Origin of the sequence: Virgibacillus sp. SK37, from assembly GCF_000725285.1 — a bacterium.
GTDB lineage: Bacteria > Bacillota > Bacilli > Bacillales > Amphibacillaceae > Virgibacillus_Q.
On the sequence record NZ_CP007161.1, the window covers coordinates 922,500 to 943,079 of the forward strand.

The window sequence follows — 20,580 nt, forward strand, 5'->3', positions numbered from 1 at the left end:
GAGGTGGCCGATGGATTACAAAGAACAAAAGCAACAACGTGATGTTATAGATGAAGATCTATATGAAGAAATAGATGACGAAGAGCTTTATGAACTTGTGCAACAGGAAAGACAAAATGCGATTCAACGAGCAAAAGAAAGAGAAAAACAGCAAAAGCCAAAGCGACCGTTTCCCAAATGGTCGTTTTGGCTCATTGCTATTGCGTTAGTTTTTAATTTGTTTGCATTAATCCCCCAAACATTCTCCATTCCGGCTTTGGATTTTTTAATAGCTTCAGCTAAGCTATCAACACAGAACACCATTCAAGAATACAAAAAAGCAGTTGTAGTTATCGAAACAGAGAACAGTAAAGGAACCGGTTTTTCCATCTCCACCAATGGTCAAATTATTACGAACCATCATGTAGTGGAAGGAGAAAAAGAAGTGACTGTTGCTTTTCAAGATAAGGGATTATATTCAGCAGAAGTGACGGAAGTGTACCCTGCTGTGGACCTTGCTGTGCTTGATGTTGATGGGAAGGATCTTCCATATCTCACACTTGCTGAAAAAGGTGTAAGGACCCCAGTTGGTGAAAAGGTACAATTTATTGGCAACCCATTACGTTTCAATGGAATTGCCAACGAAGGTATTATTGCAGGGTTCACGAAATTAAAAGATTGGAAGCAGGAGGTAACTATGTTGAATGCCCCGGTTTATCGTGGAAACAGTGGCAGTCCTGTATTTAACAAAGAAGGAAAAGTAATAGGCGTGATATTTGCAACAATGACCCATGAAGAAGAAGGGAAGGTAGGTTTGTTCATCCCTATTGATTATCTTTATGAAAAACAGGGAGAAACCACAAGTGTGCATAAATAAGACCAACTACTAAAGTTTCGTCCGCGCTGAATTGGGGTAAATACTTCATAAACGTCGTAAGGAGGCGATGATATGTTGTTTTTTACATCTGATTTAAAAGATTACCATGTGCATGCGGCAGATGGTGAGATGGGTAAAGTAAAAGATTTATATTTTGATGATAATAATTGGGCGATTCGGTATGCAGTAATAGATGCTAGAAAATGGTTGCCCGGAAGACGTGTACTTCTATCCCCTACCTCTTTTATCACTGTGAATGAGAATGAGGGACATTTGGAAGTAAAGCATGATAAGGATACCATTCGAAACAGTCCCTCTATCCCGGAAGACCAACCAATGACTCAAGATATGGAGGATACGTTGGCAGGATACTATGGCTGGAGCAGATATTGGATGGGAAATCTGTTATGGGGCCCGAATGTTACCCCTGCAACTGATTTAGATTCCAATACAGAAAATCCACAAATCTTTGAAGAGAAACTAGATGAACAAAAAAGGTATGACTTAAGAAGCGAAGATGAAACAAACGGATTTAAAGTTCATGCTGACGATGGAAAAATCGGTACATTAACGGATATGGTGTTTAATTCGGATAATTGGAAGCTTGAATATATGGTGGTTAGAGATAGTGAAGCCATTGTTGAAGAAGCATACTATGTATTTGATTTAAGCACAATCGAATCTGTAGATTGGTTTGAAGAAGATATATATATCAACACTACGTTGGCAAAAGTAAAGGCGGATAAGGTTTATGAAAGGAAACAGAGCATTATGGCAAGCCTTTAAAGGTGAAAAGTGTCTCTATACTAAATAGAGGCATTTTTTTATGTTCAATATGTTTTTAGGGCTAAAACATTTTTGGGGATTTTCAATGGATTGTAGAATAGATAAATTTCGAAGTCACAATTGATGTTTAAATTATTAACAAAGGCTTTGTTATTGAAAAGGTAACAGAAATAGATAGTTGGGGAGGTAAGCCACATTGATTTCCGTTGCATGCGGACGCTTTCCACCGGCATGGCTTCAGCCGCTTCCTTCGCTACGCTCCGTCCAGGGTCTTCAGCTCATGCTATTCCGGCAGGAGTCGCCGCATTTCACTCCAATCAGTTTGTATTGCGCTTTATTTAAATAATATATTTTTTATTGACGTTAAAAAATAGACCTTAGCGAAGGAAAAATACGGAGACTTCTGGGGGAGATGAGGCATAGGTGAGACCCCCGGAATGCGGTAGCATGAGGAGGCTCATCAGCCGCCCCCGAAAAGCGCAGTGTTTTTCCGTAGCGGTGTTATTTAGCCATTTTGTATTAACGGAGAACAACTTTTCGCTAGTTCGTAGTTTTTTCCTACAGTGTGAAAACGATTTGTAAGAGGAAACTTTTATACCCGAACATTTGTTTAGGAGCTTTTTAGGCTCTAAATATACTGATTATTTACAGATGTATCAATTGAGTAATTGTAATTTAAACAAAATGTAATTGTTTTGTGGTAGTAACAACATACTGCTTAAGTTAAGATAAAGCAGACTGCAACCATTTCAACATAATTAATTTTAAGATAAGATGGTGAATACATCATGACATATATAAATCACATAATAACTACACCCAAAAACAAGAAAAAACTCACGAAAATTATGATAGCTGGGGGTGTTTTAGGTTGATTATGAGTAAGTCATTAAAAGACATTCCTCTTGAAGAAATGATCGCCTCAGCTCAACAAGGGGACGAGCAAATACAAAATTATCTTTTAAAGACATATCAACCATTTATCGCTAAATGTGTTTCTGAAGTATGCAAACGTTATATCGATCCAAAAAAAGATGACGAATTCAGTATCGGACTTTCTGCATTTAATGAAGCTATTTTATCCTATTCTCCTGATAAAGGGAGTTCTTTTTTATCTTTCGCAAATTTGGTAGTGAAAAGAAAGGTTATCGACTATATACGTTATGTTCAAAAGCGTCCGCTAGGTATTTCTTTGGATGAAACGTATGATGCTGAATTAATGGAAAATCCAATTGAAATAGTAGCTGTAAAACGAAATTTTCAAATGGAACAGGATGCTTGGCGACGTAAGGAAGAAATTATGGATTTTAAGGAGAAATTGAAAGAATATAAATTAACTCTTTTGGAATTGACGGAATCCTCGCCAAAACATAAGGATGCACGTGACTCAGCTGTTCGTACAGCCCGTATCTTATTTGAAGATGAAAAGTTACGAAGCTACGTATTGGATAAAAAGAAATTGCCCATTAAAGATCTGATTAAACTTGTCAAAGTAAGTAAAAAAACATTGGAACGGAACAGAAAATTCATTTTAGCGATATTTGTCGTTCTCAGTAATGATTATGTATATCTTCAGGATTACTTAAAGGGGGTGGGTCAGTGAAAAAAGGGATTGTGATGGAAAAGCACTCTCACTTTACTATTGTAATGGTAAGAGGAGGAGCGTTCTACAAAGCAAAGCCAATAGACGCTATGATAGGCTCAGAAGTTTCCTTTGAGCCATTTGATGGTAACAAGAAAACTTTTTTATTATTTCCGGCTAAAAAGGTGAGTGCACCAGTCCGCTTATTATCCATGGCTTGTGTTTTACTTTTATTGGTTTTGCCATTTTATTTTATCGTGTCAGTAAACAAAACATACGCCTATGTGAATATAGATATTAATCCTAGTGTAGAGCTAGAGCTTAATAAAGACTTAAAAGTACAATCCATTCACTCACTCAATAAAGACGGAAAAGAACTTGTTTCAAATTTGTCCGATTATAAAAACCAAAATGTGGAAAAAGTAATCAGGATGATAATGAAAGAAAGTGAGCATTCCGGGATGATAAATGACCAAAAAAATATTTTGGTTGGAGTAAGTTATGCAAATGGAGAGGTTAAAGATATTTCCGTGCTAGAGCAAGTAGATACCTCATTTCAAGAAAAACGTACGGATTGGAGTGTTGTCACATTTAATGTTCCAAAGCACGTTAGAGAAGAAGCCAAAAACAGTAATAAATCAATGAATGAACTTATGGCGGGGCTTGTAAACAAGGATCAAAATAAGCATGTTTCTATGAATGATCAGGAGAGAGCAATAATTCATTCTTTTTATACCGACGATCAGGATCATTCAGAAAAGGAAGCAGAAGAGTCTTCCCTTAAGATAAAAGAAAAAGTTCAAAAAGAGACTATACATGACAAAGAAACACATACGCCCTCCGTATCCCAAAAACATCAACAAATGAAACAAGAAGATAGTAATGAAAAAAGGGCTTCTTCCAATACTTCAAATAAACAAAAAGTTGAAAAAGAGAAATATAAGCACAGTGAGAAAAAGAATAACCATGCTCAAAATAATAATAAGCATGAAGTTGAAAAAAAGAAAAATAATAGTAACAAGAAACAAGAGCAAAATAAAGATCAAAAGCATAAAAATAATAATTCCAAACATGGTAAGAAATACCAAAATCAATCACATCATTCATACGATAAGAAACACCATCAGTACAAATATAATAAGAATAAGCATAAAGATAAACAGGACGATGACGATGAAGATGATGATCATGATGACGAAGATAATGAAGATAACGAAGATAACGAAGAGCATGATGAGCACGATCATGATAGAGATGATTAATAATTAGTGGAGGCTGTCACCGAACAGCCTCCACTTTTATATTTCCATAGCAATCGCAGGTTGGTATTTCATGGCATGGTCTAAATAATAAAGAAGATTATCATGGGATTGAATGATTTTTCCCTCATCTAGGGAATAATGGTAAGCATGCAGGAAGAGTTGTATTTTCTTTGAAAGCATATCATCATTCGTACGGACCATTAGTACAAGCAGTTCATCCCATTGGCCCCACAAAGTGTAGTATAATGCTTTGTCATAATCTGGTATATCCATATTACCCCTCCTTATAATGTAAGGGCTATTTATATTGTCCCCCATATTTTATATATATCAGCAAAACATAAATTGGTGCGCTTACCATAAATAGGTTTTTTAGAGAAGAATAATTAAACATGGGTGAAGCATACTAGAAATAAATTTATAAGGAGGAGTACAGGATGAAATTAAAAATATTGAGTATAACATCGATACTAGCACTAGCTTTAGTGGCCTGTGGAACGAACGACAATGGGGACAATCAGGAAGGCGCTATGGGAGATAACAATAATATAGAGCAAACTCGTTATAATAATACTGGCGATGGTATGGCAGGGGATCGTGATCATAATATGATGAGAAACTCTGAAAGAGACCAGAACCGAACAGATACACGTAATGGTAACGAGAATCGTTATGACGTAGCAGAAGAAGCTGCCAACAAAATTACTGACAAGGTAGATGAGATTGAAAATGCCTATGTGCTTACAACAGATAATAATGCTTATGTTGCAGCAAGACTAGACACAAACGACAATAACGGCAACAATAATAATAACAATAACGGTAACAACAATAATAAGGGAAATGAAGTAACTGATAAGGTGAAAGATGAAATAACTAAAATTGTAAAGTCTGTGGACAAGGATATAGACAATGTATATGTTTCAACGAATCCGGATTTTGTAGATTTGACAAACAATTATATCAATGACGTTGATAATGGAGAACCAATTGAAGGTTTCTTCGACCAATTCGGCAATATGGTCGATCGTTTGTTTCCGGATAATGAATAACTAATACAGCTGGTTAAGTGGTGTACTACGAAAAAGTAGTACACTTTTTCTTTTGGGAAAGTATTCTGTCTGCTGCGGGGCCTCTTCATATACTGCTGATAATACTGTCTTTGAAAACGAACAATTCGTAAAAATGGCCAGCGAAAAATGTTTTTATTGACTATTAAGGAACATATGATATTATGTTACATATAATCTTACTATTCATAGTGTTTTACTATGTTTTAATAAAATTGGTGGAGTGAAATGGGAATGGGGAGAGAATTTTTAAATATTTTTAGTGAGTGGGCAGAAACATATGATGCAAGTGTTTCAGGTGGAAATCCGCAATATGCCTCTGTTTTTGAGAATTATGAGCAGATATTAAAAGAAGTTGTGAGTGAATCTACAGGAACCGTATTGGAGTTTGGAGTAGGCACAGGAAACTTAACAGAGAAATTGGTAGCAAAAGGTTTACATGTTATTGGTATAGAACCCTCTGCATCTATGAGAAGGATAGCATCAGAGAAGCTAAAAGAAGTGATTCTTATGGATGGAGATTTTATAGATTTTCCTCCTGTCAAAGAAGAAATTAATACAATTACAAGCACCTACGCTTTTCACCATTTAACAGATGAAGAAAAAGAAAGAGCTATTAAGAACTATGCAAGTTTATTACCTGCTGAAGGGAAAGTAGTTTTTGGGGATACCATATTCACTTCTGGAGTTGAAAGGCAAAAGGCAATAGACCATGCTCTGGAAAAAGGGTATGTAGATTTGGCGGAAGATCTAAATCGGGAGTATTATACAACCATTCCATTAATAAGAAGCATGTTTGAAAAGTATAAATTTGACGTTTCTTTTAAACAAATGAATGATTTTGTCTGGATTATTAAAGCAAAAAAAGGTAGAAGAAAGGGGCAACATAAAATGGCAGAAAAAATGAATGTGGAAAGTTTTAATCTTGATCATACAAAGGTGAAGGCACCTTATGTTCGACTGGTAGGGGTTACAGAAGGAACCAAGGGAGACAAAGTTTATAAGTATGATATCCGCTTTAAACAACCAAATAAAGACCATATGGAAATGGCTGGATTGCACTCCATTGAGCACTTAATGGCTGAAAATATACGTAACCATATGGAAAACGTTCTGGATATTGGTCCAATGGGGTGTCAAACAGGCTTCTATTTAGCAATTTTAAACAATGATAATTATGAAGAGGTATTAACTGCATTGGAAAAAACATTAGAGGATGTATTAGAGGCAGAAGAGGTTCCTGCTTGTAATGAAGTGCAATGTGGTTGGGCAGCTAACCATAGCCTGGAAGGGGCTCAACAAATTGCTAGAGAGATGCTGAACAATAAGCTGGAATGGCGAGAAGTATTTTAAATTATGGGGCGAAAAAGTAATGGCAATTTATAAATCTGTTCATGAGTTAATTGGTGATACTCCTTTAATAGAGATAACACATTTTCCTCTCCCTAAAGGAGTCCGTTTACTAGCAAAGCTTGAATATTTTAATCCAGGTGGAAGTGTTAAAGACAGGCTTGGCGTTGAATTAATTGAAGATGCCCTTAAAACCGGTGCTTTGCGGGATGGTGGAACAATAATTGAGCCAACAGCTGGTAATACAGGGATTGGCATAGCATTGGCCGCTTTGAATAGAAATCTGTCTATTATATTTTGTGTGCCTGAGCATTTTAGTAATGAAAAGCAATCATTAATGAAAGCATTAGGTGCAGATATCGTTCATACACCAAGAGAAAAAGGAATGCATGGAGCAATTGAAAAAACAAATGAATTGTTGAATCAGATTCCAAACAGCTTTTCACCACAACAGTTTTCAAATCCAGCTAACCCAGATACTTATTATAAGACACTTGGTCCCGAAATATGGAAAGATCTTGGTAAAGATGTAGATATATTCATCGCGGGTGCAGGATCAGGGGGAACTTTTATGGGATGCGCAGCTTATTTAAAGAAAAAGAAACCTGCACTGAAAACAGTCATTGTAGAGCCAGAAGGTTCCATTATCGCAGGCGGAAAAGCGGGCTCCCATTTAACTGAGGGTATCGGAATGGAATTTTTCCCTCCTTTTTTTGATAAGTCGAATATGGATATGGTCTATACAGTCTCTGATAAAGATGCATTTCAAATGGTTGGGGAATTAGCAGGGAAGGAAGGATTGCTTGTAGGAAGTTCGTCAGGAGCTGCGATGCATGCAGCACTGGAAGAGGCGAGAAAAGCGAAAGCAGGGACCACATTGGTAACAGTATTCCCTGATGGAAGCGACCGTTACCTAAGTAAAAACATCTATGAATAGGGGAGGAAGGTAAATGAGGAAAAAAACACAATTAATTCATGCTGGAATAACTGGGGACAAGGAAACCGGAGCAGTATCGGTCCCAATATATCAAGTTAGTACCTACCAACAGGAAAGTGCTGGAAACCATAGTGGCTATGAATATTCCCGGACTGGAAATCCCACGAGGCATGCATTAGAAACAACTATTGCTGAATTAGAAAATGGGAAAGCAGGTTTTGCTTTCGGATCGGGTATGGCTGCCATTACATCTATTATGATGCTGTTTCAGTCAGAGGATCATATCCTACTAACAGACGATGTATATGGAGGTTCCTATCGCTTAATGAGCAAGGTGCTTAATCGTTTTAGACTTGAACATACGTTTGTAAACACTAGTGATCCAATACAAGTAGAAGCATCTATTCAAGAAAATACAAAGGCGTTATATATCGAAACACCAACAAATCCATTACTTAAAATTACAGATATTAAAAGAATGGCAGAAATTGCTGCAAAACATGATTTACTGCTAATTGTTGACAATACATTTGCTACTCCATATTGGCAGCAACCTCTTAATTTAGGAGCAGATATTGTACTGCATAGTGCGACAAAGTATATAGGTGGTCATAGTGATGTGGTAGCCGGATTGGTTGTAGTAAAATCAAATGAACTTGCGCAAGATATTCACTTCATACAAAATTCAGCAGGTGCCATTTTAGGACCGCAAGATTCATGGCTTTTATTACGGGGAATAAAAACGTTGGCATTACGCATGGAAGCAATAGAGACCAACTCTCATAAAATAGCTCATTTTTTACACCAACATGAAAAAGTATCCGATGTGTTCTATCCAGGGTTAAAAAGTCATCCTGGTTATGAAATCAGCAAACAACAATCACAAGGATATGGTGGGATGATTTCCTTTGATGTAGGCAATGCCGAGAAAGCAGACCAGGTGTTAGCACATGTTAATTACTTTACCCTTGCGGAAAGTCTTGGTGCAGTAGAAAGTTTAATTTCCATTCCTGCACGCATGACCCATGCTTCGATTCCTGTAGAAAGAAGAAGAGAATTAGGAATAGCAGATGGGCTTATCCGCCTATCGGTGGGAATAGAAGATGCAGAAGATCTTATCGAGGATTTGCAGAAAGCTTTGTCATAAGTGCTATGTCTGAAAAAAGACCTATACATTAATAAAAATTCGAACTGATTCATCTTCATAATGAGTCTTAGTTCGGATTTTTTTATGGATAATTATGTTTTTTTCAGAGCTGTTCCAGCCCCTTTACAATTGTTCTCCTTTTAAAAATAATTTATTTGTGTTCCAACCTCCTTTATATGTGCAGCTTAAGCGATAGGAGAATTTGAGCCATTATGCTAGAATGGGTAACAAATAGACAAATTGGAGGCAGAATAATGAGTGAAAAAGCTTTAGCCTATTTACAAGAAAACCAATCCAGCCTACTTGAAAAATTGAATGAATTTTTATCTATACCAAGTGTAAGTACAAGCAAAGAACATAAAGAAGATATACATAAAGCTGCTGATTTTATTGTGAATTATTTAAATGATATTGGTTTCGATAAAGTAGAAAAGCAGCAAACAAAGGGGCACCCACTTGTTTATGCAGAGTACAATGAAGCCGGCCCTGAAGCTCCGACCGTTTTATTTTACGGCCATTATGATGTACAACCAGTTGATCCGATTGAACTTTGGGAAAGCGACCCTTTTCAACCTGAAATAAGAGACGGACGTTTGTATGCGCGTGGTTCAAGTGATGATAAAGGTCAGGTATTTATGCACCTGGCTGTTTTTGAAGCATACATGAGAACAGAGAGGAAACTGCCACTGAACGTAAAGGTATGTATTGAAGGAGAAGAAGAAATTGGCAGTGAGAATCTATATGATATTCTCCGAGAGAAGAAGGGAATGTTCAAAGCTGATTTTGCTGTCATCTCTGACTCTGGGATGATCGCTAAAAATCAACCAACGATTTTATATGGCTTGAAAGGATTCACTGGGATTGAAATTAATGTTACAGGGCCAGATCATGATTTACACTCAGGCATGTATGGTGGCGCCATTCGAAACCCACTTATGGCCTTAAGTCATATCTTGACTTCCATGAAGGATCAAGATGAAGTCGTAACGGTAGAAGGATTTTATAATGATGTGGAGCCCTTATCTGCACATGAGCGTAAATTGATTGATCAAGTTCAAGGTGAAGACTATACGGCTTCCACCGGAGTCAAAGAGACGGTTTCAGAAAAAGGGTATACAGCGAAAGAGCATACAATGGCGCGTCCAACTCTTGAAGTTAACGGGATGTATGGTGGCTATCAAGGAGAGGGAACAAAAACAATTATACCTTCCTCTGCAACTGCTAAAATTACCTGCCGTCTAGTCCCTGGACAGGACCCTGTAAAGATACAACAATTGCTGGAAGAGCATATTTATAAAGTAGCACCAACAGGAGTGACCGTTGATGTTAAAAAAGAAAAGCTTTCGGCCAAGGCATATAAAGTGGAGCCGGAGCATGCGTTAATCCAAAAAGCAGCTGCTAGCTATTCAAAAGCATTTGGAAAGGATGCTGTTTATGTAAGAATGGGCGGTTCCATTCCGGTAGTTGAATGGATAGAAGATATTTATAACATACCAATTGTCTTATTAGGTTTTGGTACTCCTGATGATAGATTACATTCACCTAACGAGAGCTTTCCAATGGACAGTTTTGAGAAAGGAATGGAGACACTAGTTTATTATTGGAATGAAGTTATTAAAAAATAGTGAAGTATAGGTTTGTTTAAAAGGATAAAGTGGGTATGGAATACTTATATGGATAGGAGGGGTGGTTATGAAATTTGCAATTGTTACTGGGGTGTCCAGAGGCTTAGGACTGTCAATTGCTAAACTTTTTATGGAGCAAGGTGTGCATGTACTTGGCATTTCCAGAAATAAAACGGACCAACTGAGCAGGCATGCTGCCGATAATAATGTTATTTTCAAGCATTATAGTTGTGATTTAGCGGACAATTCTGCAATAAATGCAACAATCTCTGAAGTCATTGCCGACTTAAATGAACAGGAAGTAACAGGCCTTTACCTTGTTAATAATGCTGGTGTCATCGAGCCGGTTGATCAAGCGATGAATATAAAAGCGGATGACATAATTAATCATATTCAAATTAATCTCACTTCATCAATGCTTTTGATGAATGCATTTTTAAAGAAAGCTACAATGGATGATCTGCTATTTATTGGAGCCACAGTCTCCTCAGGTGCTGCTGAAAGACCAGTAGATGGCTGGAGTGCGTATTGCAGTTCAAAAGCCGCTGTTAATATGTATACAAAAACAGTCGCCTTGGAACAGGATGAACGTAAAACAGAGAATAAAATAATTGCATTTAGTCCAGGCATTATGGACACGGATATGCAAAAGCAAATACGTTCCAGTACCAAAGAGGAATTTGCTGAAATCGACAAATTTAAAGCTTATAAAGAAAATGATTTACTGCGAAAAACTGACACGGTTGCGGGTGTTTTAGTAGATATAATTACAGATGAATCAAGCGTTATTAATGGGAAGATATATCATGTTACAGATTATGTCTAAAAAGCAAAAGACCATTCATTATATCCGCCCTGTCGTATTTTCAACTTCTGCATAGCATATAGTAGTTGAGTTACTGAGGAGGGGAAATAATGAGTAAGGGTGGAGTAGGCTATGGAGGCGGTTTCGCGCTGCTAGTCGTATTATTTATTTTATTAATTATCATTGGTACTTCCTACACAGGAGGTTACGGTGGGGGATATTATTAAAAAAGATTTACTTTCTTACTATATAAAAAATGCAGAGGTGATTTCCTCTGCATTTTTTCATTATACCCTCTGATGCATATGTTGTTTTAGTTTAATTTTTAGAATGTAATCCATAATTAGAATTGCCGTTAACATTAGGATTAGTAAAATCCCTGAAGTTAGATAAACACCTTGTATGAAGGAGATATTCCAAACTAAAAGAACTAGCAAACCAAACAGCCCTATTTCTATAATAACTGCTATTAACCCAATCATTCTTGTCTTAAAAACCTCTTGTTCATCTGTCCAATTCAGTTTAGGATTCTCCAAATCAAGATAGGTCCCTAGCATGCTTATAAACCAACTGGAGAGTAACACAATAACAAGCCAAATGAATGTTAGAGTAAAAGATAGTTTAAAGGCAAATATACAAGCTGCTAGTACGAGTCCTATAGGAATAAGATTTATGATCCATGCAACTGCTATCTTGCTATAGAAAATTTGCTTAGGTTCTAAAGGCAGGAATAAATTAGCATTCCAATTTTTACCTTCTCTTGAAACGGAGGAATACGATGTAGCGTTGGCTCCTAATATAAACATGGATGCCAAGAATAATACAAGTAATTGTTCTTTTGTTGAGAATATATCCATCATCCCTGTAACATTAGTACCCGAATCAAACATAAAAATAATAAACAGAAACACAGGTGCAAATAAACTTTGAATCACACAGTTCATTAAAAAGGTTGGAGTGCGAAAGATGACGAGTAGTTCTTTTCGAATATAGGATAGCCAGATGGGGCGTTTTTTAATATATTTCGATACCTTTTCCGTTGTTTTTTTATTTGACCTTTTGTTCCCTGTTCCCAATAGTCCTTTTATATACCAAACCTGACCAAGGCTTATAAAAAGAAGAAAAGCAATCCCAGTGAGAATTATTATACCGAGTAAGAATAGCAGTCCTTCACTTGCTAAGGCTTTTGTGCTGAAATAAGCGGGCGGATAGAAGGAAGTAATGAGTTTTAGCAGCCCATCTTTTTCCTGTATATAACTGGCTATATCCTGTACCATCATCTCCGTGTCTGTATTTAAACGTACAAGTACATTGATTAAAATAATAAAAACCAATGAAGCAATCCCGGCGATAATCTTGGATCGTTCTTTATTTTTGGTAATATTTACAAACCTCATTACGAACATCAATAAGATGGAAGCAAGGGAAAATGGAATAATCGGTAATAAAATAAATAGTAGAAATCCGATTATATAATAGAAGAAAGAAGCACTGGCCGCATTTCCATAATACATAAAGGCTGGTAGATAGATTGCAGCACTCGTTATGTACAAATAAATAAATGGTTGAGCTGATTTTCCTAATAAAAGCTGATAGCCATGTAACGGGTAAGGAAGAAAAGAGAGAATATCTTCCGCAAAATAAAAAGCACTTAGAACAGTAATAAAGCTCATAAAAAATAATAGAACATGCATAATGATAAATAGTAAGCCGATGATGGCTGTTTCTTGTCCGAATGGACTTAATACCTCATAGAGTGTATGTATAATCTCTCTTAAAGAAGATAAATAAAAAAACACAAGTGGGATAAGAAACAAGGCAGCAACGACCAACAGCCCAATTTGTGAATTGCTTTTTCCAGCTCTTGAATAATGCATTTTCAATATTGTTTTTATTAATAACCATGTTCTACTCATCGCTAGTCAGCTCCAGAAAAACTTGTTCTAGTGATTGATCTGTCTGAAATTGTTTACGCATTTCAGTTAAGTCACCGTAAAAAATAATCTCTCCTTTTTTTATGATAGCAACTTCATCACATAGTTGTTCCACTACCTCCAGACCATGGCTGGAAAAGAAGACGGTTTTCCCTTTAGCCGCATGTTCACGCATCATTTCTTTAAGCATATAAGCAGATTTTGGGTCTAACCCAGTTAGTGGTTCATCAAGAATCCAAATGTCGGGGTCATGCAGAAGAACACCAGTAACAATAATTTTCTGTCGCATACCATGGGAATATGTTTGAATATAGTCTTGAAGTGCATCATAAATATTGAATTGGGTAGTTAGTCGTTCAATTCGCTCTCTACGGAAAGTTTCAGGAACTTCGAATATATCTCCAATAAAATTTAAATAATCAATTCCTTTTAGTCGTAGAAACATATCGGGTTGGTCAGGTACATACCCAGTGTGTTGTTTCGCTTGAATGGGCTCTTTCTCAATATCATAGCCATTTAATGTAATCGTACCTGCATCTAATGGTAATATACCTGTCATCATTTTAATGGTGGTAGATTTCCCTGCACCATTCGGTCCTAAAAAACCAATGATCTTACCATCAGGAATGGTAAGATTCATTGATTTAATTCCAGCAAACCCTTTACTTACATCGTTAAAATTGATCATATAATCCCCCTTATCACTAATCTCTTTTATGTATTGGTTAGTATATGGTAAACTTTATGTTGGTTATGATTATCGAAAAGTACTTTATGAATAGTTTAACATAGTTAAAGGTTTTTGAAGATATAGGAAAGGAAGAAACAGATGATTACAAGAAAAAGCAAACGCGAAATTGAAAAGATGCAGGCAGCAGGAGATATTCTTGTTAAATGCCATAAAGAAATAGCCAAGATGATTAAGCCTGGTATAACTACAATGGAAATCGATGCCTTTGTTGAGAAGTTTCTTGAAGAACACGGAGCAACTCCAGAGCAAAAGGGATATAGTGGATACCCATATGCAATTTGCGCATCCTTAAATGATGAGATTTGTCACGGTTTTCCACGTGATGAGGAATTAATTGATGGAGATATCGTAACAATTGATATGGTAGTAAACCTTGATGGTGGTCTTGCGGATTCGGCTTGGACCTATGCTGTTGGTAATGTTGATGAAAAAGGGCTGCGGCTTATGGACGTAACCAAAACAGCGCTGTATAAGGGGATTGAACAGGCACGTGCAGGGAAACGCATTGGGGACATTGGGCATGCCATCCAAACTTATGCGGAAGAAGAAGGATTTTCGGTTGTTCGTGACTTCACCGGACATGGTATTGGACCAACACTTCATGAGGAACCGCATATTCCGCATTTCGGATTACCAAATAAAGGGCTTCGGTTAAAAGAAGGAATGGTCATCACGATTGAACCAATGATTAATGAAGGTGATTGGAAAAGCCAGATGGATCAGAACAATTGGACTGCCAGAACAATTGATAAGGGTCGTTCTGCACAATATGAACACACCCTTGTAATTACAAAGGACGCCCCTCTAATTATTACTGATCAAGATAAGTAGAAAGGTGATTATAAAATGCGAGTAGTCTCCATTTGTCCAAGTAATACGGAAATAATGGCTTATTTGGGTAGGACTGATTTGTTGGTTGGAGTGGATAACTACTCTGATTGGCCAGCTTCCATAACAAACCTACCAAAAGTCGGTCCAGATCTGTCAATTGATATGGAAAAGGTTGCAGACCTTCATCCAGACCTTGTGCTTGCTTCCTTGAGTGTACCGGGAATGGAAAAAAATATAGCCGCCCTTGATGAAAAAGGATTGCCCTATATCATTCTAGACCCAAATTCTCTTACGGAGATTGCTGAGGATATAGAAAAAGTCGGTATTGCAATTGGTGAGGAAGAACATGGTAAGCATAAAAAAGAAGCATTTTTAACCGATTTGCAATATTACCGAGAGCATGCGAACGTACAAACTGCTAAGCCTTCTCTCTATTGGGAATGGTGGCCAAAGCCTATATTTACTCCCGGTTCTGTTAACTGGTTAACTGAGATTAGCGAGTTAGCTGGCGCTGAGAATGTTTTTGCGACAGAGAAAACTGCTAATTTCCAAACCGATTGGGAAGAAGTGAAAAAACGGGATCCTGATCATATCTGCATGGTGTGGGTAGGGGTAAAAGAAGAAAAAATGAACCCAGATTTGGTGAGAAAGCGCCCAGGCTGGGATGAGATGAAGGCAATTAAACTCAATAACATTCATGTACTGGAAGAATCATTATTTTGCAGACCATCTCCTCGTTTATTGGAAGGGTTACGCAAATTAAAAGCAGCAATCAGCTAAAAAACAGGCTACTCCTCGTAGGGTAGCCTGTTTTTTGAATCTAAAACTACTTATTAGATTTTATTAAAATACAATATATATTTACTCCGAAGTAACTATGAATATAGAGGCTGCCTAAATCACCGCTTCGGAAAAATATTCCGCTTTCCGCGGGCGGCCTGCGAGCCTCCTCGAACTTCACTAACGTTACGTTCTGTGGGGTCTCGCTAGTCTCGCTTTTCCCGCAGGAGTCTCCATATTTTCCCTTCGCTTATGACTGCATTCTAACTATCTAAATTAGGGGTTCAATGGGGCACTTCTTCTCAAATATTTCGCTGAGCTTTTCATCAACAAAGTTAGTTCGCAGTTTACTTCAACTTTACAGAAAGGAATAGATCTCTACCTTTAAATTTATTTTAAAAATAATATTGCAATGTAATGACTAAATCGCTAGTTTTTTAGCTTTCTTCCACCAAAGGCCATTGTGATAAGTGGACTTAGTAGGCAAAAGAAGGCGAATGGTAAGTATGTCAATACTGGGACCCCTAATACATCTGCAATAAATACACCACAAACACTCCAGGGAACCAATGGATTTATAACTGTTCCAGCATCCTCCAATGTACGAGAAAGTGATTTTTTGGAAAGGCCAGCTTTTTCGTATACACCCTTGAACGTTTCGCCGGTAAGCATAATCGAAAGATACTGCTCGCCGATAGAAACGTTCACACCAATTGCTGTAGCTGCAGTTGAAAGTATAATCGTGCGTGTTTTCTTTAGTTTCGTTTGTAAAGAAAGCAAGATACTTGGAATGATGCCTGTGACAAAAAGCAATCCTCCAAATCCTAAAGCTACGATGACAAGAGAAATGGTGAACAGCATACTGTTTATCCCGCCCTTTGTCAATAAATCATTAACAGGTTGAAAATCAGTCGTTGCAGTATAACCGTTAAACCAAACATTCCAAATCTCCGTCCAAGGTAACATATTTCTTATTCCAGCAATAAACGTTGCGATAATGCTACTTAAACCCAAAGCGAGAAAAGCTGGAACTTTTAAAATAGTGCATATAATAATAATGATTAACGGGATCCATGAAGACCAATGAATTAATCCAGTTGCTTCGAGAGCCAGTTGGTAATCATCTCCTGTCCCCATAGGCATATTCTCATTTGGCGACAATAAAGCAAATAGAATAAAGGAGATGATAAATGCTGGGATTGTTGTTAAGCTAATGTGCTTAATGTGGCCAAATAAATCAACACCTACAATTGTTGAAGCTAAGTTGGTCGTATCAGATAAAGGCGACATTTTATCCCCGAAAAAAGCCCCGGATACAATAGCTCCAGCAGTTATGGCCATGGAAGCATCCAATGCTTCACTCATACCTATGAAAGCTACGCCAATGGTTGCAGTAGTTGTTAGTGAACTCCCCATTGAAACGCCGATAATTGCCGTCGCTGCAAAAACAATGGCATAAAACCAATTACCTCCAATAAGTGTAAAACCAACGTTTATAAGTGACGGAATCGTGCCACTGATAATCCAGCTACTGATTAAGATACCAATAAGTAAGAATAAAAATATTGCTCCCATACCTGCCCTTGCTCCTTCAGTCAGCCCTGCCTGCAGCTCTGAAAAAGCTATTTTCTTCATGAGCCCATAAGCAATTAGAAGAAAAATAGCAAGTATAATCGGAACATGGGGGGGAGCGCCAATACCGATAATAAAGTAGCTTATCAAACCAATAAGAATCACAAAAGAAATGATAGCTTCCGTCAATGACGGATGATGTTTTGGTTTAATAGGAAACATGGTGAACCTCCTCTAGGTTGAAAAATTAAGAACAAAAGCGCAAACGCCCGTTTAGCAACGTACAAACTGGAGATCTTCTGACGAGATAAAGGAAACACGAGGAGCTATCTAGCGAATCGATGTTGACTTATCGTAGAATGAAGATCGAAGTTTGCTAGTTGCTGGGCGCTGGAGCTAGACGTGGCTGTTTATGCGTAAGAGTATAATAAAGCCAAAAATTTTATACTTTCTCATTCTATAAAAAAGCTTCGCCCCTTATAGTAAGGGACGAAGCTGACTCCGCGATACCACCCTGCTTGTTGAAGAAATTCTTCAACCACTCATAAAATATAAATCCGAGTTGATGGATGTGTAATTCAATTATTTCCTGCCAGAGTTTTCACCGACCACTCTGTCTCTCCTTTTTGCTCAAAAATAATTTACTTTTCATCCAGGATTGCCATATTCAATTAGATTATTATCGAATATAATATGCTTTAAGGATTTTGTCAATGAAAAATAGAAAAGAGAAATCTTTTTAAAATTTAAAAAATACGTTATAATAATTTGAATTGTAGCTTCAAGGGGGGAAGATGATGAATGAGAATATTCTCGATAAACAGGAGATTTCGCCTAGCGCAAAAATGATAAAAAAAGGTATTGCAGCCGGGTTTCCGATTATGGTTGGTTATTTACCAATCGCGTTAACTTATGGTGTTCTAGCTAAACAGTCCGGGATGACTTTAACCGAATTAACTTTGATGAGTGTGATGGTTTTTGCGGGGGCAAGTCAATTTATGGGTGCGAATATGATTGCACTAGGAGCTGGTGCAACAGAAATCATTATAGCCACATTTGTTTTAAACTTCAGGCACTTTGTTATGAGTCTTTCTTTTATGAATCGCTTGCGTGGAATGGACTTGAAATGGAAAGCACCGCTATCATTGGGGCTTACAGACGAAACATTTGCCGTCTCGGCATTACATACGGAAGAGGCTAATAAAGACAAAGGAGCTTTATTCTATACAGCTCTTATCTTAACTGCTTATTTATCTTGGGTAATTGGATCGTTTCTCGGGGGCGTACTTGGAGATATAATACCTGAAAAGCTTAGTCAGAGTATGGGGATTGCATTATACGCCATGTTTATAGGTTTGCTTGTACCTTCCGTGAAAAAGGAATTTAAATTAGGATTAATCGCACTAGTTGCCATGCTGATTAACGCATTATGCATTCAATTAGGGATGAGTACAGGATGGGCTATTGTAGCAGGCACCATTATTGGTGGTATGAGTGGAATCTACTTATTGAAGGAGGAAGTAAAATGATACTTTTTATAATCGTGGGTATGTGTGTTGTAACGATGATACCAAGACTTCTTCCAGCCTTTATTGTAGATAAATTGCAATTTAAAGATTGGGTAAATCGTTGGCTGAATGCTATTCCATTCGCTGCATTGGGAGCACTGATTTTTCCAGGAATACTATCGGTTAGACCTGATCAGCCACACATTGGCCTCATTGGAGGATTAGTGGCAATCGGATTAGCATATATCGGTTTTAATGTAATTCTTGTTGTAGCAGGAGCTATAGCTACTGTTTTTCTATTCTCTTTATAAAATAAAACAGGACCATTTTAAAGAAATGATCCTGTTTTATTTATATGGTTCTATATGAATTTGTGCATGGTTAATGTTATGTTTTTTATATAGGTATTCTTCTATACGATCGGAAATATTGTGACTTTGTTCTACATTAAGCGCAGCATCTACAAGGATGGTAATATCAATGAAAGCTTGATTGCCATGAATTCTTCCCTTCACATCCACCACTTCTTTAACCTCAGGATCCCTTTTAACACTTTCTTTAATCTGTTTAATCTGCTTTTCATCAAAACCATCTGTCAATGTATGTGTAGAATCTCTAAAAATCTCCCAGGCAGTTTTACAAATAATGAAGCCAACAAGTAAGCCTGCTAATGGATCCAACCAGAAGAGCCCAAACTGAGAGCCGGTAATTCCGATGAAAGCTCCTATACTCACAAGTGCATCTGAGCGGTTGTCCTGTGCAGCAGCAAATAATGAACTGCTCTGTATCTTGCGAGCAAGATTGACATTATATAAGTAAACCAAAAACATAACAATCGCAGCACCCAAGGCGGTCCATGCTGTTAACATAGTAGGTTGAGAAGCTTCGCCTAATAGCACTTTTTTAAATGTCTCCAAGATTACTTGTACACCGACCAACATCATCACAAATGCGGCAAATAATGATGCAATAGTTTCAGCTCTGTAATGTCCATAATGGTGATCTTCATCTGGAGGTTTCCTGGAAATTTTCAACCCAATTAACACAGCAACTGAAGCGATAACATCAGTAGTGTTATTTAGCCCGTCTGCTCGTAATGCATCTGAATTCCCTTCATGAGCGATAATTAATTTTATAATTGCAAGACATAAATAGGTGATAATGCTGATCCAAGCACCCTTCTCACCCTTTTTTAAGTTATCCGAATGGTTCATCTAGCTTCCTCCATTTACTACGTCTCTACATACTTACATAGTCTACCAAAAGCATGGTTGGTGGGTCTAGAGAAACAAACAATACCATGGCTATATGTATTGTAAGCAGATAAGTATGTTTCATACGGTAAACATTTCACAATCTATTAAGAAGCGTTTTAAATAATAATTAAACTTTTATATAAAAACTGTTGCAATTATTCCAAAAATTATGGATAATAGTATTAAAGGACCGAGGGGGTCTTGACATGAAAAAGCAAAAAGTAGTATTTCGATTTCTAAGATATGAAGGTGAGAGTAAAACAGCTAAACGCGAGGTCTCGTTTGAACTTCAGCTTGCTTCCCGATTATTGTTAGACGAACTTTGCTTTAATGTAAATAAAAAGCGTCTTGAAGAAGCAATCAATGATGCGATTGACACAGGTAATGAAAAATTGTTCATAAAATTAAGTAAAGAATATAGGCATTTTATTTGGGAATAAATTGGACTTTAAGAACCTTGCCTTTTTAAGAGGTGAGGTTCTTTGTATGTGCAGAAAAAAGATATTATAAGAAGAAGTTCTTTTTAAT

At 37.2% G+C, this 20,580-nt stretch carries 21 protein-coding genes and 1 pseudogene; 17 read left to right on the forward strand and 5 right to left on the reverse strand.

Translation table 11 applies throughout. The annotated features are described in order from the left end of the window. Window positions 1-10 precede the first annotated feature (10 nt). The 4 genes from X953_RS04625 (at window position 11) to X953_RS04640 (ending at window position 4,486) form a co-directional block, all read left to right on the forward strand. On the forward strand, window positions 11-856 hold the full coding sequence (locus X953_RS04625; RefSeq protein ID WP_040954557.1) for a S1C family serine protease: 846 nt from the start codon (window positions 11-13) through the stop codon (window positions 854-856). A 72-nt stretch (window positions 857-928) separates the two neighbouring features. Next, window positions 929-1,642, forward strand: a complete 714-nt coding sequence (locus tag X953_RS04630) for a PRC-barrel domain-containing protein (protein ID WP_040954558.1) — start codon at window positions 929-931, stop codon at window positions 1,640-1,642. Window positions 1,643-2,519: 877 nt separating this feature from the next. Then, window positions 2,520-3,245, forward strand: coding sequence for an RNA polymerase sigma factor SigI (gene sigI / locus X953_RS04635; protein WP_040956956.1), 726 nt, complete (start codon window positions 2,520-2,522; stop codon window positions 3,243-3,245). Beyond that, window positions 3,242-4,486, forward strand: coding sequence for a hypothetical protein (locus X953_RS04640; protein WP_040954559.1), 1,245 nt, complete (start codon window positions 3,242-3,244; stop codon window positions 4,484-4,486). Before sigI ends, X953_RS04640 begins: the two co-directional genes overlap by 4 nt. Window positions 4,487-4,522: 36 nt before the next feature. Here X953_RS04640 and X953_RS04645 read toward each other — a convergent pair whose 3' ends face one another. Then, on the reverse strand, window positions 4,523-4,759 hold the full coding sequence (locus X953_RS04645) for a YhdB family protein (RefSeq protein ID WP_019379323.1): 237 nt from the start codon (window positions 4,757-4,759) through the stop codon (window positions 4,523-4,525). Between the two features lie 179 nt (window positions 4,760-4,938). Here X953_RS04645 and X953_RS04650 point away from each other — a divergent pair, with 179 nt between their 5' ends. The 8 genes and pseudogenes from X953_RS04650 (at window position 4,939) to X953_RS19385 (ending at window position 11,647) form a co-directional block, all read left to right on the forward strand. After that, window positions 4,939-5,538 carry a YhcN/YlaJ family sporulation lipoprotein gene (locus X953_RS04650; protein WP_369792725.1) on the forward strand — a complete coding sequence of 200 codons (600 nt, stop codon included), beginning with the start codon at window positions 4,939-4,941 and terminating at the stop codon, window positions 5,536-5,538. Between the two features lie 252 nt (window positions 5,539-5,790). Beyond that, window positions 5,791-6,423: pseudogene (locus tag X953_RS04655) on the forward strand (class I SAM-dependent methyltransferase); the annotation flags it as partial. A 24-nt stretch (window positions 6,424-6,447) separates the two neighbouring features. Next, window positions 6,448-6,909, forward strand: a complete 462-nt coding sequence (locus tag X953_RS04660) for an S-ribosylhomocysteine lyase (RefSeq protein WP_040956958.1) — start codon at window positions 6,448-6,450, stop codon at window positions 6,907-6,909. A gap of 19 nt (window positions 6,910-6,928) precedes the next feature. Further along, entirely contained in the window at window positions 6,929-7,843 is a 915-nt protein-coding gene (locus X953_RS04665; protein ID WP_040954561.1) for a PLP-dependent cysteine synthase family protein, read from the forward strand. 13 nt (window positions 7,844-7,856) lie between these two features. Further along, window positions 7,857-8,990 carry a bifunctional cystathionine gamma-lyase/homocysteine desulfhydrase gene (locus X953_RS04670; RefSeq protein WP_040954562.1) on the forward strand — a complete coding sequence of 378 codons (1,134 nt, stop codon included), beginning with the start codon at window positions 7,857-7,859 and terminating at the stop codon, window positions 8,988-8,990. 254 nt (window positions 8,991-9,244) lie between these two features. After that, window positions 9,245-10,615, forward strand: coding sequence for a dipeptidase (locus X953_RS04675; protein WP_040954563.1), 1,371 nt, complete (start codon window positions 9,245-9,247; stop codon window positions 10,613-10,615). A gap of 67 nt (window positions 10,616-10,682) precedes the next feature. Continuing rightward, entirely contained in the window at window positions 10,683-11,441 is a 759-nt protein-coding gene (locus X953_RS04680; RefSeq protein WP_040954564.1) for a (S)-benzoin forming benzil reductase, read from the forward strand. 89 nt (window positions 11,442-11,530) lie between these two features. After that, a complete protein-coding gene (locus X953_RS19385) occupies window positions 11,531-11,647 on the forward strand; it encodes a YjcZ family sporulation protein (RefSeq protein ID WP_084715615.1) in 117 nt (38 codons plus the stop codon). A 60-nt stretch (window positions 11,648-11,707) separates the two neighbouring features. Here X953_RS19385 and X953_RS04685 read toward each other — a convergent pair whose 3' ends face one another. Together X953_RS04685 and X953_RS04690 are read right to left on the reverse strand one after the other, a co-directional pair. Beyond that, window positions 11,708-13,336: a hypothetical protein gene (locus X953_RS04685; RefSeq protein WP_040954565.1), complete on the reverse strand. Its 1,629-nt coding sequence runs from the start codon at window positions 13,334-13,336 to the stop codon at window positions 11,708-11,710. Further along, window positions 13,329-14,042: an ABC transporter ATP-binding protein gene (locus tag X953_RS04690; protein WP_040954566.1), complete on the reverse strand. Its 714-nt coding sequence runs from the start codon at window positions 14,040-14,042 to the stop codon at window positions 13,329-13,331. The genes X953_RS04685 and X953_RS04690 overlap by 8 nt, the downstream gene beginning before the upstream one ends. Before the next feature lie 141 nt (window positions 14,043-14,183). Between X953_RS04690 and map the strand changes: the two genes are divergently transcribed. After that, on the forward strand, window positions 14,184-14,936 hold the full coding sequence (gene map, locus X953_RS04695) for a type I methionyl aminopeptidase (RefSeq protein ID WP_040954567.1): 753 nt from the start codon (window positions 14,184-14,186) through the stop codon (window positions 14,934-14,936). A gap of 15 nt (window positions 14,937-14,951) precedes the next feature. Continuing rightward, complete coding sequence (locus tag X953_RS04700; protein ID WP_040954568.1) at window positions 14,952-15,716, forward strand: cobalamin-binding protein; 765 nt, start codon at window positions 14,952-14,954, stop codon at window positions 15,714-15,716. Window positions 15,717-16,145: 429 nt separating this feature from the next. On the opposite strand, the gene nhaC is transcribed toward X953_RS04700, so the two are convergent. Continuing rightward, window positions 16,146-17,510: a Na+/H+ antiporter NhaC gene (gene nhaC, locus X953_RS04705; protein ID WP_040954569.1), complete on the reverse strand. Its 1,365-nt coding sequence runs from the start codon at window positions 17,508-17,510 to the stop codon at window positions 16,146-16,148. A gap of 575 nt (window positions 17,511-18,085) precedes the next feature. On the opposite strand from nhaC, the gene X953_RS04710 reads away from it, so the two are divergent. Next, window positions 18,086-18,817 carry an AzlC family ABC transporter permease gene (locus tag X953_RS04710; protein ID WP_040954570.1) on the forward strand — a complete coding sequence of 244 codons (732 nt, stop codon included), beginning with the start codon at window positions 18,086-18,088 and terminating at the stop codon, window positions 18,815-18,817. Further along, a complete protein-coding gene (locus X953_RS04715) occupies window positions 18,814-19,107 on the forward strand; it encodes an AzlD domain-containing protein (protein ID WP_040954571.1) in 294 nt (97 codons plus the stop codon). Before X953_RS04710 ends, X953_RS04715 begins: the two co-directional genes overlap by 4 nt. 36 nt (window positions 19,108-19,143) lie before the next feature. On the opposite strand, the gene X953_RS04720 is transcribed toward X953_RS04715, so the two are convergent. Beyond that, window positions 19,144-20,010 (reverse strand): cation diffusion facilitator family transporter, encoded by an 867-nt coding sequence (locus X953_RS04720; RefSeq protein ID WP_040954572.1) that lies wholly within the window; start codon window positions 20,008-20,010, stop codon window positions 19,144-19,146. Between the two features lie 248 nt (window positions 20,011-20,258). On the opposite strand from X953_RS04720, the gene X953_RS04725 reads away from it, so the two are divergent. Further along, window positions 20,259-20,492 carry an IDEAL domain-containing protein gene (locus X953_RS04725; protein ID WP_040954573.1) on the forward strand — a complete coding sequence of 78 codons (234 nt, stop codon included), beginning with the start codon at window positions 20,259-20,261 and terminating at the stop codon, window positions 20,490-20,492. Window positions 20,493-20,580: the final 88 nt, after the last annotated feature.

Excerpts from the sequence above, each read along its gene's own strand:
- X953_RS19385 (WP_084715615.1), top strand. The coding sequence starts at position 11,531 with ATGAGTAAGGGTGGAGTAGGCTATGGAGGCGGTTTCGCGCTGCTAGTC.
- X953_RS04690 (WP_040954566.1), bottom strand. The coding sequence starts at position 14,042 with ATGATCAATTTTAACGATGTAAGTAAAGGGTTTGCTGGAATTAAATCA.
- X953_RS04680 (WP_040954564.1), top strand. The coding sequence starts at position 10,683 with ATGAAATTTGCAATTGTTACTGGGGTGTCCAGAGGCTTAGGACTGTCA.
- X953_RS04660 (WP_040956958.1), top strand. The coding sequence starts at position 6,448 with ATGGCAGAAAAAATGAATGTGGAAAGTTTTAATCTTGATCATACAAAG.
- X953_RS04720 (WP_040954572.1), bottom strand. The coding sequence starts at position 20,010 with ATGAACCATTCGGATAACTTAAAAAAGGGTGAGAAGGGTGCTTGGATC.
- sigI (WP_040956956.1), top strand. The coding sequence starts at position 2,520 with ATGAGTAAGTCATTAAAAGACATTCCTCTTGAAGAAATGATCGCCTCA.
- map (WP_040954567.1), top strand. The coding sequence starts at position 14,184 with ATGATTACAAGAAAAAGCAAACGCGAAATTGAAAAGATGCAGGCAGCA.
- X953_RS04670 (WP_040954562.1), top strand. The coding sequence starts at position 7,857 with ATGAGGAAAAAAACACAATTAATTCATGCTGGAATAACTGGGGACAAG.
- X953_RS04630 (WP_040954558.1), top strand. The coding sequence starts at position 929 with ATGTTGTTTTTTACATCTGATTTAAAAGATTACCATGTGCATGCGGCA.
- X953_RS04715 (WP_040954571.1), top strand. The coding sequence starts at position 18,814 with ATGATACTTTTTATAATCGTGGGTATGTGTGTTGTAACGATGATACCA.
- nhaC (WP_040954569.1), bottom strand. The coding sequence starts at position 17,510 with ATGTTTCCTATTAAACCAAAACATCATCCGTCATTGACGGAAGCTATC.
- X953_RS04725 (WP_040954573.1), top strand. The coding sequence starts at position 20,259 with ATGAAAAAGCAAAAAGTAGTATTTCGATTTCTAAGATATGAAGGTGAG.
- X953_RS04625 (WP_040954557.1), top strand. The coding sequence starts at position 11 with ATGGATTACAAAGAACAAAAGCAACAACGTGATGTTATAGATGAAGAT.
- X953_RS04685 (WP_040954565.1), bottom strand. The coding sequence starts at position 13,336 with ATGAGTAGAACATGGTTATTAATAAAAACAATATTGAAAATGCATTAT.
- X953_RS04665 (WP_040954561.1), top strand. The coding sequence starts at position 6,929 with ATGGCAATTTATAAATCTGTTCATGAGTTAATTGGTGATACTCCTTTA.
- X953_RS04700 (WP_040954568.1), top strand. The coding sequence starts at position 14,952 with ATGCGAGTAGTCTCCATTTGTCCAAGTAATACGGAAATAATGGCTTAT.
- X953_RS04710 (WP_040954570.1), top strand. The coding sequence starts at position 18,086 with ATGAATGAGAATATTCTCGATAAACAGGAGATTTCGCCTAGCGCAAAA.
- X953_RS04645 (WP_019379323.1), bottom strand. The coding sequence starts at position 4,759 with ATGGATATACCAGATTATGACAAAGCATTATACTACACTTTGTGGGGC.
- X953_RS04675 (WP_040954563.1), top strand. The coding sequence starts at position 9,245 with ATGAGTGAAAAAGCTTTAGCCTATTTACAAGAAAACCAATCCAGCCTA.